The sequence below is a fragment of the Gardnerella sp. DNF01195 genome (genome assembly GCF_049244175.1).
GTDB classification, from domain to species: domain Bacteria; phylum Actinomycetota; class Actinomycetes; order Actinomycetales; family Bifidobacteriaceae; genus Bifidobacterium; species Bifidobacterium leopoldii.
In genome coordinates this window covers 436,969-454,096 of the sequence record NZ_CP058383.1, presented here as the reverse complement: position 1 = coordinate 454,096, position 17,128 = coordinate 436,969, and the positions used below count along the sequence as shown (strand labels likewise).

The 17,128-nt window shown below is 42.3% G+C and carries 13 protein-coding genes; 2 read left to right on the top strand and 11 right to left on the bottom strand.

Going from position 1 to position 17,128, the window contains the following annotated elements:
- Positions 1-88: 88 nt before the first annotated feature.
- The 11 genes from dnaG to HXT43_RS01540 form a co-directional block, all read right to left on the bottom strand.
- Positions 89-2,230: a DNA primase gene (dnaG, locus tag HXT43_RS01590; protein ID WP_407645738.1), complete on the bottom strand. Its 2,142-nt coding sequence runs from the start codon at positions 2,228-2,230 to the stop codon at positions 89-91.
- Positions 2,231-2,411: 181 nt separating this feature from the next.
- Complete coding sequence (locus HXT43_RS01585) at positions 2,412-3,065, bottom strand: hypothetical protein (RefSeq protein ID WP_032842434.1); 654 nt, start codon at positions 3,063-3,065, stop codon at positions 2,412-2,414.
- Positions 3,066-3,456: 391 nt separating this feature from the next.
- Positions 3,457-5,232, bottom strand: a complete 1,776-nt coding sequence (locus HXT43_RS01580) for a zinc-ribbon domain-containing protein (protein WP_415707143.1) — start codon at positions 5,230-5,232, stop codon at positions 3,457-3,459.
- Positions 5,233-5,315: 83 nt separating this feature from the next.
- Entirely contained in the window at positions 5,316-6,599 is a 1,284-nt protein-coding gene (locus HXT43_RS01575) for a deoxyguanosinetriphosphate triphosphohydrolase (RefSeq protein ID WP_415707141.1), read from the bottom strand.
- Positions 6,600-6,666: 67 nt separating this feature from the next.
- Entirely contained in the window at positions 6,667-8,046 is a 1,380-nt protein-coding gene (gene alr, locus HXT43_RS01570) for an alanine racemase (protein WP_415707140.1), read from the bottom strand.
- An 86-nt stretch (positions 8,047-8,132) separates the two neighbouring features.
- On the bottom strand, positions 8,133-8,672 hold the full coding sequence (locus HXT43_RS01565; protein ID WP_415707138.1) for an N-acetyltransferase: 540 nt from the start codon (positions 8,670-8,672) through the stop codon (positions 8,133-8,135).
- A gap of 53 nt (positions 8,673-8,725) precedes the next feature.
- The gene (locus HXT43_RS01560) at positions 8,726-9,220 is read right to left on the bottom strand and encodes an S-ribosylhomocysteine lyase (protein ID WP_004118906.1); all 495 of its coding nucleotides are present in this window, start codon (positions 9,218-9,220) and stop codon (positions 8,726-8,728) included.
- 117 nt (positions 9,221-9,337) lie between these two features.
- Positions 9,338-11,020: an ABC transporter ATP-binding protein gene (locus tag HXT43_RS01555; RefSeq protein WP_004106033.1), complete on the bottom strand. Its 1,683-nt coding sequence runs from the start codon at positions 11,018-11,020 to the stop codon at positions 9,338-9,340.
- Entirely contained in the window at positions 11,017-11,901 is an 885-nt protein-coding gene (locus HXT43_RS01550) for an ABC transporter permease (RefSeq protein WP_004118899.1), read from the bottom strand. The genes HXT43_RS01555 and HXT43_RS01550 overlap by 4 nt, the downstream gene beginning before the upstream one ends.
- Positions 11,902-11,943: 42 nt before the next feature.
- Positions 11,944-12,909 carry an ABC transporter permease gene (locus HXT43_RS01545; RefSeq protein ID WP_004106035.1) on the bottom strand — a complete coding sequence of 322 codons (966 nt, stop codon included), beginning with the start codon at positions 12,907-12,909 and terminating at the stop codon, positions 11,944-11,946.
- A gap of 365 nt (positions 12,910-13,274) precedes the next feature.
- The gene (locus HXT43_RS01540; protein WP_410294602.1) at positions 13,275-14,966 is read right to left on the bottom strand and encodes an ABC transporter substrate-binding protein; all 1,692 of its coding nucleotides are present in this window, start codon (positions 14,964-14,966) and stop codon (positions 13,275-13,277) included.
- Positions 14,967-15,509: 543 nt separating this feature from the next.
- On the opposite strand from HXT43_RS01540, the gene pdxS reads away from it, so the two are divergent.
- Both pdxS and pdxT read left to right on the top strand, forming a co-directional pair.
- Complete coding sequence (gene pdxS, locus HXT43_RS01535) at positions 15,510-16,343, top strand: pyridoxal 5'-phosphate synthase lyase subunit PdxS (RefSeq protein ID WP_050543384.1); 834 nt, start codon at positions 15,510-15,512, stop codon at positions 16,341-16,343.
- Entirely contained in the window at positions 16,340-16,939 is a 600-nt protein-coding gene (pdxT, locus tag HXT43_RS01530; RefSeq protein WP_004118885.1) for a pyridoxal 5'-phosphate synthase glutaminase subunit PdxT, read from the top strand. The genes pdxS and pdxT overlap by 4 nt, the downstream gene beginning before the upstream one ends.
- The last annotated feature ends 189 nt before the right edge of the window (positions 16,940-17,128 follow it).

The window sequence follows — 17,128 nt, the reverse complement described above, 5'->3', positions numbered from 1 at the left end:
TTTTGCAGACAAAAGGCTACGTAATCACGCTAGATTACGTGGTCTTTTGTTTGTTAGTACAGTTTTGTACAAAAGATTGCATGAAAGGCTACATGATTTGCGATTGTAAGTTTTTGCGAGCCGCTTCCATTGAAGTAATTTTTCCTAGAAGCTCAAGCTTTTCCTGACCATCCTTGAGTTTCGCCATACGCACTCTAGCAGCACCGATTCTACGCATATAGCCAATATCAAGAAGGCGAATAAGCAGCTCGTTTGCATACTTACTTTCTGCACTCGTAGCTTTCCGCAAAAGATCTGAAGGAGATCCGTTTGAAACTTGCTGATTCTGTCGATTGCCGGTATCTTCCAATGTATCTGCAGGAGAAGGAAGCGGCAACGGCATTACAGAAAGTTCTGTAATAACGGATTCAAGCAAAGGACCTGCAGCTTTTGTCATCATATGCAGCCACAATCCTTGCGAAACATTGCCAACCGGCAATCCACCTGCAGCTACAAATGCTTGAAACAGCGTACGAAATACTGGTGTAATAAAATTATTCAAAGTCAATTGCGCAAACAATTTCTCATCAAAAGCAAGCGGAACTTGCAAAAGTAACGCCATAAATTGTTGTTCGCACATAAATACAGCATCATCCACACGATAATAATGCTGATTTTTAGCAGAACTTTTAATAATTTCCATGCGCGAAGCTTTAAAACCTGCATTACGGTCGTCATTAATTTGCTGACCAAAAGTTGGAATAACGTTATGCTTTTGCGCATAAGCATCGTCGTCACGCACTTTCAAACGTCTACGTGCAGACTCAACTTCATTGCGCATAACAGCTAAATCAACGCCAATTGAACGCACGGCTTTGCGCATATACAAGTCAAGCAGCGAACGGTCTCGAATTTGCGCAATAAGAGGAGCGACAGCCTTTATAGCGCCCATTTGACCAGTAGTGTACGAAGTCTCAAAACGATTAATTACTGTGTCAATAACGAAATCGTATAGCGGACTTGCATGTGCAACAAGCGAACGCACAGCCTCATCACCGCGCTGAATACGCAAATCGCAAGGATCGAGATTATTGTCTGCTACAGCAACAAAAGTTTGCGTCAAAAACGCAGAATCCAAACCAAAAGCGTGTAGCGCAGCCTTTTGACCTGCAGCATCACCGTCGAAAGTAAAAACGATGCGCGAACTTACAGACTGTCCATCCACCTTCAGTGGGCCAACAAGCTGAATTGCCCCCAAAGAATCGTCTGCAATAAGGCGGCGCACAATTTTTGCATGCTCAACGCCAAACGCAGTTCCGCAAGTTGCAACAGCAGTATCAATACCAGCCAAATGACATGCCATTACATCTGTGTAGCCCTCTACAATTACAACTTGACGCTTTTTTACAATATTTGCCTTAGCTAAGTCAATTCCGTACAGAACTTGCGTTTTTCGATACAGTGCAGTATCGGGAGTGTTAATATATTTCGCGCTAATAGAATCGTCATCATAAAGCTTTCTTGCACCAAAGCCAAGAGTTCGACCAGTCGAGTCGCGAATAGGCCAAGTTAAGCGGCCACGGAAATAATCATATATTCCGCGCTGACCGAGTCTAGCGAGACCAGCGTCGAGAAGCTCTTGACGCGTAAAACCTTTATTCGCTAAGTATCTAACTAAATTATCCCAGCCTTTAGGCGCGTAACCGCAAGAAAAACGCGCACTTTGTTGCGGAGTAAAGTTTCGCCCTGCAAGTAATTCGCGCGCAGGAGCTGCCTCTTGAGTGCCGAGATTTGAAACGAAAAACTTTTGCGCTTCTTCATTTGCTTCTAAAAGCCTGGCTCGCTTAGAACCGCGCGATTGAGAATCACTATTTTGCTCCTGCTTATAATGCATCTCAATGTGGTAACGATCTGCTAAAAACTCGACCGCTTCACGAAAATCAATATTCTCTTTTTGCTCAACGTACTTAAATACGTCGCCGCCAGCGCCGCAACCAAAACAATGCCACACTCCCAAGCTTGGTCGCACACTAAAACTTGGCGTTTTTTCATCGTGGAATGGGCAAAGACCTACAAAAGTGCCAGTTCCGGAAGGCTTAAGCGTCACTGTTGCAGACACAATGTCATACAAATCTGCCGCAGCGCGCACGCGCTCAATGTCTTCTTTCACAATCATTCCAACCATGCTATCTAGCTTATCGCAAATCTGCGGCGAGTGGTATTGCGCATATAATTTTAGTGTTTCAGCCACTTTTCACCGTTTTTCCAAAGCATAATACAAAAATAGGCGATGCGAACACAGGATATACTGCGTTACGCACCGCCTTAAAATCAATTACTTGATTACAACAGATACAAATGCAATTTATAAATGCAATTTATAAGCATTAATACCTAAAAATAACTAGAGAAAAGATTAGCGAATAAACTATTTAGTGACGACTCTTGCAAAGAACAGCACCAATACCGGCAAGCATGGAAGCAGTGACAGCAGCCAAAACTACAGAAGAACCAGTATTAGGAAGTTTAGCAGTCTTATTGCTATCAATCTTATTGCTATCAATCTTATCGCTATCAGTCTTATTGTTATCAGCTTTACTATTATCGACACGATGCGGAATAGAAGTATCTACAGATTGAGTGTCAGCCGATTCAGAATTTTTTTGAGAATGTCCGAAGTAATCAATAGCAGCTACAAACCTATTGAGCGCGCCATCAAACTTTGGATGGTGCAAACTAAGATAATAAGATTCAGCTTCATCTGCCTTATTCTGAGCTGCGGCTTTTTCTTCTTCTGTAGAAGCGTTATCAACTTCATCTAAAGCTGCAACCCACTTAGCCTTAGCTTCGCAAATCTCATGATTTACTTCCAACAATGCTTTAGCTTCGGCGTACCCCTTAGCATTCGTATCGCCTGCGGAAACGATTTCATTTGCGCGAGACAATACTTCCAAAATCAAATTATCAACATCTTCTTCTTGACTATCATTGGAATAATCATCAGCCATCGCTGGAGTAGAAAAAGCTAATCCGGATAGCAAAGTTGCAGCAGCAGCGAATACTGCGATAGCTTTCTTGTTTAACATAATTTTCCTTTCTTCTTCCTTCTCACGTACAGCGTGCGAAGAATTTTGCACTAAAATATGTTAGTGTAACTTTGGGTCAAACATGTGACCCATATCACAAAATACCCCCCCTAGAAAATGAATGAAGCAGAAGAAAAAATAGAACAAAGCTATATAATTTTCAGGCTAAATTAATGACAGCAAATTTGCGAGAATTCACCATATAACTGATGCAAAACCGTCGAAAACACATAATCACTTGGTGAAATAAACAAAACGAGACGAAACTGTCGAAAACACCAAATCAACGATAATATCGACAAAATACGCTACGAAATCAGCGGAAGACGCACAAATCGCAAATAGTTGCACAAGCCGCATCTTTTGCAATATTTTGCAATCTTTTGCTACTTTACAATTCCCGATCTTTAATGAAACCAGTAAAATCAAACGGCTTCTCAACTAGGTAGTAGACGTTTGAATCATCTGGAGCTGGAGCAAAAGGTACAGGCTTATTAAATTCAGTTGGAACAAATGGATTATGCCTCACATCTCCATCTTTTGCCTCAACTGTTAGCTCTGATTTACTGTAATATTTAGGATCTCTGCGCAAAATAAACGGACGATCCATATCCGGTTTAGTCTTGCCTTTGCCTTTAAAGAATCCGCTTGCTTCTAGTTCGTCGAGCTTTGCGTTAACAGGAACAAGTACAAAATACGCGCGCATCTTATACAGTATTCCCTTATTTGCTCCCGGTACATCAATAAAATTATTATGAGAATAATCTGGATAATTACGATCTAAATCTTGGTAATCTTGGAATTTTCCGTTTACACATAACCCTGAATGCACATCGTATATTTCATTGCCGCAATAAGGATCACCTCCATCGCGGAATATATCAACCATTCCCGTGTCGCCAAATAGCAACGTATTTTGCATAGGAAGTGAATTATGTTTTTCACCGTCGTAAACTTTGATTGCGCTTCCTACGAGGTTTTGAGTAAACTGCCACATTCCAAAACTGTGATAATACTGTGTCTTATCGTCGTTAACTAAATCATCCATAGCATGAGGTCCGTGAAGACGTAGTGAACTGTTTTGTTCTGAATCCTTGTCCATGCTACTTCCAGGTTCAAACTCTAAGCAATCTCCCGATTTAGTGCACCATTTTCCAACAAACGGTGTAAGTGTTGATACTTCAACTGTAGTGAGATTTTCGCTATAGTACTTTTTTGAAGTAAACATTTTTTTAGTTTCAGAAGCATCAGCGCCATAATAAAGCGTTATGTCGGAATCTCCCCTATGTGATTGCCCTAATCCAGGATTAGACCCAACAATTTTGCCTAAGTGTTTTCGGGATGAGTACCTTGGTACGAGTCTAACTTTGAATCCTTCATCAGACATCATTTTGTACGCTTCGTCTTTATCTTTATCGAATAATTCAACAGGAACAGACCTGCCACTATCAGGATATTTATCTTCTTCTCCAATGCCTATGAAGATTCCTTTATTTCCATCTAAAGGCTCTCCTGGCATTGGGTTAGTTGCGGCGATTTTTCCAGGATGAAGTGAGGCTACTTTGTAAACTTTTACTGGAACTCCCATTGATTTTAATAGAGGCGCTGCTTCTTCAACAGTTTTTCCAATCACTCCCTTTTCCGGCATTCCAGGACCTTTGGATTCAACGACCGTTACAACGTGATTCCCGCGAATAACTTGCCCAGGTTTTACGTTTTGATATCGCGCAAAATTACCTGGTTTACTTCCTCCGAAATCTTTTACTAAGCGAGTTTCAACACCTTTTTCTTGCAGTTCACGTACAACATCTTGCGCAGATTGTGAAGTTTTTGCTTTAGGTACGACTATGCGTTCAGATGGCGCTGCTTTACGAAAATGCGGAAAAGTAAAGAAGAAGACTGCCGCCGCAATAATTGCAACCGCTGCTATAACGCATGCGCTTATAATAATTAGTTTGCGATTTTTTATAAGCGGAGTTGCATATTCAGGCTGAGCTATTTGAATTCCAGGCTGCATCACTTCCGTAGGCTGCTCTACTCCAGTAGGCTGCATCACTTCCGTAGGCTGAGATTGTTCAACGTTATTCCCGTATGAAACAGAAGCACCACAGTTACCACAGAATTTTTCTCCAGGAATAATATTATTCCCGCAATTTGCACAAAACATTCTCAACCTTCTTCGCACACTTTAGTCTTTACAACAAATCTACACTCACAGCTCACCCAGAACAAAGCACTTAGCAAAAGCACCTAACACAAAGCCGCGTGAAGAGTTGTAGCAGAACCGTCTGTAAGACTTGCCACCTGGTCGATTGCAACACGAAGACGCTCATCATCGTTAGTGCACTCGTTCCAATCTCCCACGAATACTTCCTCCATTGCATCGTGCGATCGCGGCGACTTGCTCATAAATACTTCTACTAAATCTGTCAAAATTTTCTGTTCGCGCTTATAAACTTCACGCTCGCGAGGAGCGATTATAAAGTGCACAGCTAGGCTTTTCAGCATCACAATTTCGTAGGAAGTTTCTTCCGGAATCACAAGGTTTGCGCGGTAGCGAACAAGTGGACCGTTGCCATAACGCTCACGCGTAGCGTGCTCAACAGAGCTTGCAAAACGACCAATAAGAGCACTAGTAATATTTTTCAACTGCGCTAGCGCTCGACGAGAACCGTCGAAAGAATTAGGAAACATGTGAAGCGAGCGCAAACGTTTCAAAGCATCCAAAAGTTTATCTACATCCCAACGTTCACCATACCATGCATGGGTTTCTTCAATAACTTCATCTACAACTTTTGAATCCGCAACTAAAGCAGGGTTAAAAGCGCCAGTTACAATCGCATCCTCAATATCGTGCACACTGTAAGCAATGTCGTCTGAAAGATCCATTATTTGACATTCCATTGGTTTTGCTTCGCGTGGAGCACCAATTTTCAGCCATTCAAACACATCTCGATCATCCGGATACACGCAGAATTTCAAATCACGCTCGCCTTTATCGTGCGCTTTTGCTTCTTCTAATCCCCACGGATACTTCACTGCAGCATCTAATGCTGCGCGCGTAAGATTTACTCCTGCACTTCTACCGTTTTCGCGAAAAACTTTCGGTTCCAAGCGCGTAAGTAAGCGAAGAGTTTGTGCGTTTCCTTCAAATCCACCAATATTTTTCGCTAATTCTGCGAGCGCGCGTTCCCCGTTATGGCCAAATGGTGGGTGCCCTAAGTCGTGCGATAAGCAAGCGCAATCAACAACATCCGGATCGCATCCAAGCATTGCTGCAATTTGCCTACCAATTTGCGCAACTTCCAAAGTATGCGTCAATCGAGTGCGAGCAAAATCATCCGAACCTGCAACTAAAACCTGGCTTTTTGCACCCAATCGACGAAGCGCAGACGAGTGTATAATTCGCGCACGATCTCGTTCAAAAGGCGTTCTCACACGAGTGTGATGAGGCTCACTCGCCCAGCGCTCAGTATCATGCAAATCGTATTCGCCAACGATCTCATTATCCGATGCAATTACTTCGTTGCACATACAGCACCTCTTTTATTTGCAATTAAGGCTATTTTAACCTTCTAAAAAAAAACCAAGCAGCAACAAGCTATATAAGACTTTTTGCGTCCAATTTTGCAATATCGCTAGAAGATAGCACTTCGTAAGCATTGCGGTAAAGCCGCGGCACGCGAGGTCCGATTCCAGTCATGATTTCGTAGCTGATTGTTCCTGCAGCTTCTGCCCAATCGTCGGCAGTAGGCTCAGCAAATTCCACACCTCTTCCAGGACCAAAAAGCGTTACAGTATCGCCTTCTCGGACGCCTAACTCTGCAGCATCGCCTTTTAAATCAACTATGAACTGATCCATGCAAACTCGCCCTGAAACATTCAAAATTCGCGCACCTTTATTGGTTTCTACTCTAACCGGTCCGCCCTGCTTATCAACATGACGCGCACCTTGCATATCAAATCCGGAAGCAGAACGCAAAATTCCGTCAGCATACCCAAGCGGCACAATAGCAGTACTCGTATTATTTGGAGTTAAATACGTGCGCCCGTAGGAAATTCCATGCCCTTCTTCTACAGCTTTTACAGTGCCAAGTTGCGCTTGAAGCGTCATAGCTGGTTGCAATCCATAAGTTTGAGAATCCCCCATTGCAGGATCCGGCTCGTATCCATACAAACCAATTCCTGGTCGAACAAGTTCAAAACGTATTTCAGGACGATTAAGCGTTGCAGCAGTATTCGCTAAATGGCGGATTTTAGGTGCCACAGATGCTTCTTTCATGCGATTTGTAAACTCGTGGAATTGTTGGATTTGCCGGTCGGTTGCATCTACAAATTCTGGAACATCAGGAGAATCTGCCACAGCTAAGTGACTCCATTGGCCAATAACCTCAATTACGCCTTCACTAGAGTATTGTTGCAATTTTTCTAGAGCGGCACTAAAACCTTCTGGCGTAAAACCGTTTCGTCCAAAACCAGTATCGACTTTTACGTGCACGCGAGCAGGTTTACCTAACTTTCGTGCAGCAAAAGCTACAGTATCAAGAGAGTCAACAGAGCCTACTGAAATATCGATATCTGCTGTAATCAGATCTGCAAATCTCGTAGTTGGAGCGCTAGTAAGCCAAGTGAGAATATGGCAACGGCTAGAATCAATACCAGCTGCACGCAAACGCAACGCTTCGTACGGTTGAGCTGTGCCAAGCCAAGTAGCACCTCCAGCCAAAGCCGCGAGCGCACTAGGAACAAGCCCGTGACCGTATCCGTCTGCTTTTACGACTCCCATAACTTCCGGCGCATTCTGACTAGGCTGCAAATCTTGCGAAACGCGCTCAACCAAAGTACGCATATTGTCTCGAAGCGCCTTCAAATCGACAATTACTTGCCCAGGGTATACGCTTAACGTGCGAGCATAGTTTGCTTCTAACATTGCCGCATTACGTGCACTATTACTTGCCGCATTACTTAAATCTGTACTCATAACTCACCTAACTGATTTAGTATGCTTTTAATGCTACATGCTCTTTTGCATACTCTCCATAAGCTTTTTAAGAACACATGCGCATTTCATATGACATGATTAAGTGTTTGCACCCATTGGTATGCAATACGTACTGCACTGTGCGCACGATCTGGAATAACGACCAATCCACAACGACTAAACCCTGCACGCGTAATTACTTTTTGCATAATCACGTTATCTGGATGCGTATCAATGCGTACATTATTATAGTTTTGCTGCACCCAATGCAAGCACGCTGTTGCCATTTTTGGTTTTATTCCCGAAGATGCTAAGCGGTGAATTGTTACATAAGGGGAAATATCATCAAGCCATGCACCGTCAATACTGGCATACACTTCATCAACACCTTCGCATAATGCGAATTGCGCTAAAATACGCTCGTTATGCAATTCTGGATCCTCGTCAACAATCAAATAGAAACGTTTTAAACGAATATCCTCAATAACACTTGAAACAAGTGGAAAACTATTCCCCCACTGATGAGGATTGCCTGTAACACGCATAAATTTGCGAGCATTTTCATAAATATGCTCAATATTTCGCAAGTCACCAAGAGTTGCTTTTCTCAATGTTATATCTTCCATGCCAACCTCTAAAAGAAACCAAATAAAATCACGCAAAATTAGCTAATTATTACTTACACAAGTTTGCGCTCAAAAGGATCCGAACTAATTCCCTTCGCTAGAATATCTTTACACCATTGACTAGCACCAAATAAACTGTGGTCTCTATAGTTGCCGCAAGATTCAATAGTTGTTGCAGGAACATCATCCCAGGTGGCATTAAACGCAATAAACTCAAGAGATTCCTTTAAAGCGCGCGCCACATCTTCTGTGCTGTGTTCGCCCCAAGTTAGCAGATGAAAACCAGTTCTGCAGCCAAAAGGCGAGCAATCAATATAGCCATCAATACGCTCACGAAGTAACACTGCAATCATATGCTCAATTGTGTGCAAAGCTGCAGTAGGAATCGCTTCCTCATTAGGCTGCGTTAAACGAATATCATAGTTGGAAATAACATCCCCATTAGGACCTTTTTGCGTATTGATATAGCGCACATAAGGTGCTTTTACTTTAGTATGATCTAGTTCAAAACTTTCTGGTCTAGGTCTAGACGCATCCTGCTTATTCATAAGTATTCCCTTCACTTAACTACACAATAAACAACGTACTCTTTAACGTAGTGAGTACTTCTATAGTAGACGGTAGTTGCCTAATTAGTTGAAAGATTTATTAGTAGAAAGATTTATTTACATGATTGCTGCGTTTACAAGAGCACGAGTGTAGTCATTTTGTGGATTATTGAGCACATCATTTACACTGCCACATTCCACAACTTTTCCTTCATTAAGAACAATAACTCGCGTTGCTAAATGCCGGATCATACCCAAATCATGACTTACAAATATGCATGACATGCTTTTACGCTCGGAGCGAATGGATGCAAAAGCGTCTAAAATGCGAGTTCTTTCCGCAACATCAATTGCACTCATAGGCTCGTCAGCAAGCAAAACTCGAGGATTATTGATTAATGCGCGAGCAATACAAACACATTGCGCTTGACCGCCAGAAAGCTCGTGAGGATGACGTTCCAAAAAATCTTCAGGTTTTAAGCCTACTAATTTCAGCATTTCACAAACACGCTGCTCAATAGTTGCATCGTCTAATTTAAGCGATTTTTGCCATATTCTAAGAGGCTCAGCAACACTTTTTTGAACTGTCCAGCGTGGATCCAATGCGGCAAACGGATGCTGAAATACAAGCGACGATTCGCGTCTCATAAGCGTACAAGCATTTTTATTTACTTCTAATAAATTGGCATTATTTACAATTTCACCGCAATAAGTAACGTTTCCTTCAGAAAGAGTTTCAAGCCCCAACATAGCGCGTATAAGAGTTGTTTTGCCGGAACCAGATCCGCCAATAATCGCCAAAGATTCGCCGATATTAAGATTTAAATCTACGCCTCTTAACACTTCAGCACGAGTTTTTGCGCGACCTAAAATAACGTGAATATTTTTTGCATTTATAAGCGAATTTTCTTCACTATTGCCAATACGGGAATTAAATTTCTTAGAATCAACGTTTGCAGAACCAGTATTTGCAAAATCAACATTTGCAGAACCCACTTTTACAGAATCTAAATTTTTAGAACCTAAATTTTGCGCTCTAAAAGTCAACTTTTTAGCAGCACTCACTAATTGTTTAGTAGAAGAAATACGCGGATTATCAAGCAAATTCTTAATATTTTCACTATCGACCACACGCCCAGAATCAAGCACATAGCAACGATTAGCAGCATGCGAAAGCACAGAAAAATCGTGCGTTACAAAAAGCATTGAAGCGCCCATATCATCTACAAGTGAAGCAAGCATTCGCACAACTTCACTTTGTGTAACCGAGTCAAGCGCGGTAGTAGGCTCATCAGCCAAAATCAAACGCGGAGAAGTAATCAAAGCTGTAGCAATACCAACTCGCTGCTGTTGACCTCCAGAAAGCTCAAACGTGCGTTTAGATGCGAGATTTTTCGACAACCCTACTTTTTCAAGCATCATGCATACTCGATTGTGAATATCGTCATCATCTAGATTGTAATGTATTCGCAAAGGCAAAGAAATTTGTTTTTCAACGCTTAACATTGGATTAAGCGCTCTATTAGCCTGCTGAAATACTACACCAACGTATTTTCCGCGAATAGAAGCTAAATTTTCATCTTTTGCTTTCACTGTTTGAAAATTGCCAAGCATACAAGAGCCTGAAATTTCAGCATTTGACGGCAATAATCCAGTTATAGCTCGAATTAGCATAGATTTGCCAGAGCCAGAGGAACCAACTAAGCCAACACGCTCACCGTCAGAAATCTCAATTGATACGTTGTCAAGAATTAGTTTTCCGCCAAGTTTTAGCGTGAGATTTTGAATATTTAAGCTCATTTTTCCCCTACTTTATTCGTACTTTTTGATGAAGGATCTAAAACTTTGCGCAATACGTCACCAAAAAGATTAAGAGCAACAACAACCACAGTCACAATCAAACCCGGCCAGACAACCGATAAAGGATTTACGTGAATTAACGAAACAGAAGTAGCCAACACGCGCCCCCAGCTAGGAACTCCAGAAGGAACACCAATACCCAAGTATGTTAAGCCACTTTCAGCCAAAATAACAGTTCCTGCAGAAAGAGAAAGCTCAACAAAAGCAACAGGAATAATATTTGGTAAAACATGATGAATAAGAACATATTTACGCGAGGAACCTTGCAAAACAGCTGAAGTCACATAATCAGATTGCAACGCAAGCTGCGCACTAGGTCGTACAATACGTGCTAAATTCAAGCCATAGCCAGTTCCACAAGCAATAACAATCACAACAACACTAGCTCCAAACGGAACTGCAAGTATAAGCGCAATTAAAACAGTTGGAATAGAAATCAATGCGTCAACAGACATAATGCTTATTGTGCGAACAATTTGTGAACTAGAAATCATAAAGCTCAAAACAATAAACCCAATACAAGTAGCAACTAGAACAGTAGAAAAAACGAGAATCAGCTCAATTCTTGAACCTGCCATAAGCCAACTAAGCATATCTGAACCAGTGCCGTCCGTGCCAAGCCAATGCGAAAAAGACGGCTTCTGCCATACTTTAAAACCATTAGTTTCTAAAAGTGAGTACGGAGTCCATAAAAGCGAAAGCAAAGCAACAAAAAACCATATTGCAAACGTTAAACACACAAATTTACCGAAAGTAGCATTCCATATGCGCTTAAACAAAGTAGATTTTACTTTGATACTTTTTTTAGACATATTGCACATAAAAACTCACCTTATTCGCATGTTAGATTCAACAATAGGAAATTAATTCAAACTATCTTTAGATAACCTAGGGTCAAGTAGTCGATGGGTAATGTCAACTACAAAGCCGATTAGTAAGAACAGCGCAGCAAGCATAAAAAGCTCACCTTGCACTGCAATTAGATCGCGCAAACCAACATCTCGAACCATTCCCGTACCAATACCAGGTAAGGAAAACAGGTTTTCAATAACCATCACGCCCATAACCATATGAGCGAAAGTTAAACCAATAACAGATACAAGTTGAGGAAGAGCAAGTCGCAAACCAACACGCCACACAACTTGTTTGCGAGTCATTCCGCAAGCCATAGCTTGAGAAGCTACTTCACTTTTAACAATATTTTCAACAGTTGCAGCAGTGTAACGCATAAAACTAGATCCAACAATAAGTCCTACTGTAAGAGCCGGAATAAGAAGAGACGCAAAAGCTTCAGGAAATTCGCTCCAGCCATCTGTAGGGAAACCTTGAGTTGGCAACAAACTGAACACACCAATACCGCGCCCTAATAGCAAAATAAGTAGCATGCAACCCCATAATGCTGGAACAGAGCCTGCTGTAATAGCCAAAAAGCGCATAATTGCCTGTGAAAATTTGCCTTCATGAGTAATTTGCAAACATCCAAGTGAAATACCAACTACTAAAGCAATAAACAGACCCAAAAGAATCAGTGGAAAAGTAATAGAAGCACGCATCGCAATAGTTGAACTTACGGAACGACCAGTTAACATGGACACGCCAAAGTCACCGCGGAAAACACCACAAATCCAGTCAACATACTGCGTAAAAAGTGGTTTATTAATACCAAGTTCTGCTCTAAGCTCCTCTGCTTTTCCGCTAGGAGCGTTTAAGCCGGCCATAACTTGCGCAACATCGCCCGGAAGTACACGTAACGATATGAAAATAACTACAGAAATACCAAGTAAAGCAAGAGTAAACAGCAATACTCTGTAGCAAATCATGCGAAACATAAAATGCCTCCTTTCTATGTTCTTCTAGTCGAAACGCACCACAAATACACAAATTCGGGCACTAGTGCAGTTTGCGCGCTGCGCGAGTGTCTCATTTTGCATGTTTTGGGACACTCGCGCAGATTACGCTCGCGCACTACGCTCTATGCGCGAAGGCAGGTCGTCAGCGCACACAAACCACAACCAAATTCCCAATGTGCCCACATGTGAGTCTTCCCTGCCTTCGTCAATCGAGACGAAGGCAGACCTCGCTTGCGTTGAAAGCACACTGTGCTTTCAACTTGAGCAAGCTCGGCGCTCCGAGTTGCCTTCGCGCGCTACGCTCTGTGCGCGAAGGCAGGTCGTCGCGCACAGCTAACACAAAATCAGTTAAGCCGCAGGTTGTATAGCGGCAAAATCTCTTGATTCATGTCAAAAGGCATTCCTTCAAGATTCTTCATTTTCGCAGTTACAACGCGATAGTTAAACAGCCAATCAGCAGGAGCATCCTCGCTAATAATTCGCGCAGCTTTAGCAAGCAATTTATTTGACTCTTTAGGATCCGCACAAAGCATAGCTTTAGCATACAAATCCTGGACTTGCTTATTGTCGTAACCGTAGTAATACGTAGGATCCGCCCACTGCCCAAAATCGTGACTCTCATTGTGATCAACCATCGACAAATCATACTGCTTATTCTTATAAACATCTTGAAGCCAAGTAGTAAACTCAACAATATTAACTTTCAAATTGATTCCAATAGGCTTCAATTGCGAGCGCAGCTGATCGCCAATTTGCGTGCCGTAAATATTTGGATAAGTAAGCGTCAAATCCATAGGATGAGATTCGTCAAATCCGACTTCCTTCATTAACTCCTTAGCGCGCTGCAAATCATGAGGATACAGCTTAGTTAAATCCTCATAACCAGGGTCAAGAGAAGGAATTGGACCACCAAGAGCTAAATCCGTGCCGCCACGAGATGCAATAATTTGCTTGTGATCAATCGCGTAACGAATAGCTTTGCGCACGCGCTTATCCTTAGTACGTTCGCCTTTCATATTCATAGCTAGAACAAATTTATCTGTGCCATTACCTGCACTGACATCGTAACGCTTGGAATCATCTTTAAAAGGCTTAGCAAGTTGACCAGAAATAGGAGCTAATGCTTGCACAGAACCGGAAGAAAGTGCGTCAACCGCTGCGTTATCGTCAACAAAATAGCGAACTACTATCCTATTAGTTTGCGCACGATGAATACCTTTATAACGCGGATTTGCTTTTAAAACAACACGATCATTTGGCACAAATTTGTCAATTAGATACGGTCCAGAACCGACTGCTTGAGTTTTTGCATCATACTTTGCGCTTTTATCAAAAACTAAACCTGAACGACTGCAAAGTGCCCACAAAAGCTTAGCATTTGGCTCTTTAAGAGTGATTTCAAACGTGTAATCATCTTTTGCTTTAGCAGACTCAACTTTTCCAACCATGTTAGAGCCGCGATATTTTTTAGCAATAAGCTCGCTAAACGACCATTCTGCATCATGCGCAGTAAGCTTATTGCCGTTAGAAAATACAGCACCCTTACGCATGTGGAATGTGTAACGCAAACCATCTTTACTTACTTCCCAGCTTTGAGCTAACGAAGGAACTACCTGATTAGTAGCATTGCGAGCAACTAAGCCTTCATACACGTTACCAATAAGCAACTGGTCGAGTGAGGAACCTGATTGATTACGGATATCAAGATTCGTAGGAGCTAACTTTAGACCTATAGATATAGTTTTGTTCGAAATTTCCGATACTGAATTTGATTTATTTGGTTTATTAGATGTAGTAAGAGTTGCAAAAATTGCACTAAACACTACTACCAAAACAATAGCTAAGCTAAATAGCCAGATCTTGCCCATTTTGCGTTTCGAGCCTGAATAAGCATATTTTTCAGCTTCATTCAGCGAAGAGTCAGTGCTCGCAACGAAAGAAGTGCTTTTATTAGTCTCATTGTTAGTTTTACCGGAGAATTTTTCAGTCGCGCCGTTTTCTTCGTGCACGCTTTCCTCAGGTTTGCTGTTAGCCATACCATAAACCTTTCTTAATGGCATATAAACATTATTTATTTATTATTATTTATTTTTTTATTTATTCTTTATTTATTTTTGTCTTATAGCTCGCCGCTTTATTGGAAATGCACATTTGCAAACATAACTATTTGCATACCACATAAACCCAAATACAAGTCGACTGCATTACTAATCGTAGTCGATTGACAAGCCAGTCTCACCTATGGCGCGTCCAAAAAATCAAATCATATTTTGTATATTTTTGTAATATTTTTATACCAATACATATGAGATATATCCTACGAATGTGGTTAAATTCCAACAGAACGTAAACTTGCAAACGTACGCAATAATCGACATAAGATTAAAGCGTAGAAGCGCGCAAATTCACGAAATATTAAGATGCATACACGTATCTCATATGTTAAAGCTCATATGTTAAAGCTAAAGCGAGGAATGATGGCTGAGAACTTGAATACTACGGTAACTGTGAACGAATCCTCGGATCCGCAAAACAAAAGCGGCGAAGACCGTACAGCATTGAACCGTCAACTGGCACAAATGCTTAAAGGCGGCGTGATTATGGATGTCACCACCCCAGAGCAGGCGCGAATTGCTGAGGATTCTGGCGCGTGCGCAGTTATGGCTTTGGAACGTATTCCTGCTGATATTCGCGCAGCCGGCGGCGTTTCTCGTATGAGCGACCCAGCAATGATTCACGGCATTCAAGAGACTGTGTCTATTCCTGTTATGGCAAAATGCCGCATCGGTCACTTTGTTGAAGCACAAGTGCTTGAAGCTATCGAGATCGACTACATCGACGAAAGCGAAGTGCTTTCTCCAGCCGACGACGTGTATCACATCAATAAGCGCGATTTTGCTGTGCCTTTCGTTTGCGGCGCTAAGGATTTGGGCGAAGCTTTGCGCCGAATTAACGAAGGTGCTTCCATGATTCGCACTAAGGGCGAGCCTGGAACTGGAGACGTGATTCAGGCTGTGCGTCACATGCGCATGATGAATTCCGCAATTCGTAAGCTTACAAGCATGCGCGAGGATGAGCTTTTTGAAGAAGCCAAAAATTTGCGCGTGCCTTTCGAACTCGTAAAATACGTTGCACAAAACGGCAAGCTTCCTGTTGTTAACTTCGCAGCCGGCGGCGTTGCTACCCCAGCCGACGCTGCTTTAATGATGCAGCTTGGTGCCGAAGGCGTATTCGTTGGCTCCGGCATCTTTAAGTCTGGAGACCCAGCAAAGCGCGCTGCCGCAATCGTTAAGGCTGTAACTAATTACAAGGATGCCAAGATGATTGCTCAACTTTCCGAAAACTTGGGCGAAGCTATGGTTGGCATTAACGAGCAGGAAATCAAGCTTTTAATGGCTGAGCGAGGCGAGTGATTTTGTCAAACTCACCTACCAATACTGATAACTCCGCTCATACTGTAGCAGTTTTAGCTGTTCAAGGTGCTTTTCTTGAACATCGCTTAATGCTTGAAAAATTAGGCGCGCACGTTATTGAACTTCGTCAAGCGCGCGACTTGGAGCAGTCTTTTGACCGCTTAGTACTTCCGGGCGGCGAAAGCACTGTGCAAGCTAAGCTTCTTCGTGAGCAAAATATGCTCGAACCTTTGCGCGAGCGCATTGCAGGAGGGATGCCTGTTCTTGGCACTTGCGCAGGTTTGATTTTGCTTGCGAAAAACGTGGAAGGTGACGAAGTAAACGGTTTTGGCACTTTAGACGTAACAGTTAAACGCAATGCTTACGGACGCCAGCTCGGAAGCTTCCATTGCGAGGCTGAATTTGGTGAGCTAGGCAATGTGCCGATGACGTTTATTCGCGCGCCTTACATTGCAGAAGTAGGCTCTAATGCCAAAGCTCTTGCAACTGTAGATGGTCATGTTGTCGCCGCGTGCCAAGGAAAGCAAATCGGCACATCCTTCCACCCGGAGCTTGACGACGATATGCGAATCCATCAGCTTTTCCTGGATTTGTAATCGAATTTGCAAATAAAAACGTAAGTAAAGCGCCAGTTAAAGCGTAAATCTTAAATAAGTTACATACAAACCTTCGCAAGTAGCAATATTTGCGGAGGTTTTTTATTCTGAACATTGACACAGAACGAAAACTATCCTGCCTTCATATTTATCGACGAAGGCAGACCTCCCTCACATTTGGAGCACAAC

Excerpts from the sequence above, each read along its gene's own strand:
- HXT43_RS01585 (WP_032842434.1), bottom strand. The coding sequence starts at position 3,065 with ATGTTAAACAAGAAAGCTATCGCAGTATTCGCTGCTGCTGCAACTTTG.
- HXT43_RS01575 (WP_415707141.1), bottom strand. The coding sequence starts at position 6,599 with ATGTGCAACGAAGTAATTGCATCGGATAATGAGATCGTTGGCGAATAC.
- HXT43_RS01555 (WP_004106033.1), bottom strand. The coding sequence starts at position 11,020 with ATGAGCTTAAATATTCAAAATCTCACGCTAAAACTTGGCGGAAAACTA.
- pdxS (WP_050543384.1), top strand. The coding sequence starts at position 15,510 with ATGCTTAAAGGCGGCGTGATTATGGATGTCACCACCCCAGAGCAGGCG.
- HXT43_RS01540 (WP_410294602.1), bottom strand. The coding sequence starts at position 14,966 with ATGGCTAACAGCAAACCTGAGGAAAGCGTGCACGAAGAAAACGGCGCG.
- HXT43_RS01565 (WP_415707138.1), bottom strand. The coding sequence starts at position 8,672 with ATGGAAGATATAACATTGAGAAAAGCAACTCTTGGTGACTTGCGAAAT.
- HXT43_RS01580 (WP_415707143.1), bottom strand. The coding sequence starts at position 5,232 with ATGTTTTGTGCAAATTGCGGGAATAATATTATTCCTGGAGAAAAATTC.
- HXT43_RS01560 (WP_004118906.1), bottom strand. The coding sequence starts at position 9,220 with ATGAATAAGCAGGATGCGTCTAGACCTAGACCAGAAAGTTTTGAACTA.
- HXT43_RS01545 (WP_004106035.1), bottom strand. The coding sequence starts at position 12,909 with ATGTTTCGCATGATTTGCTACAGAGTATTGCTGTTTACTCTTGCTTTA.
- alr (WP_415707140.1), bottom strand. The coding sequence starts at position 8,046 with ATGAGTACAGATTTAAGTAATGCGGCAAGTAATAGTGCACGTAATGCG.
- HXT43_RS01550 (WP_004118899.1), bottom strand. The coding sequence starts at position 11,901 with ATGTGCAATATGTCTAAAAAAAGTATCAAAGTAAAATCTACTTTGTTT.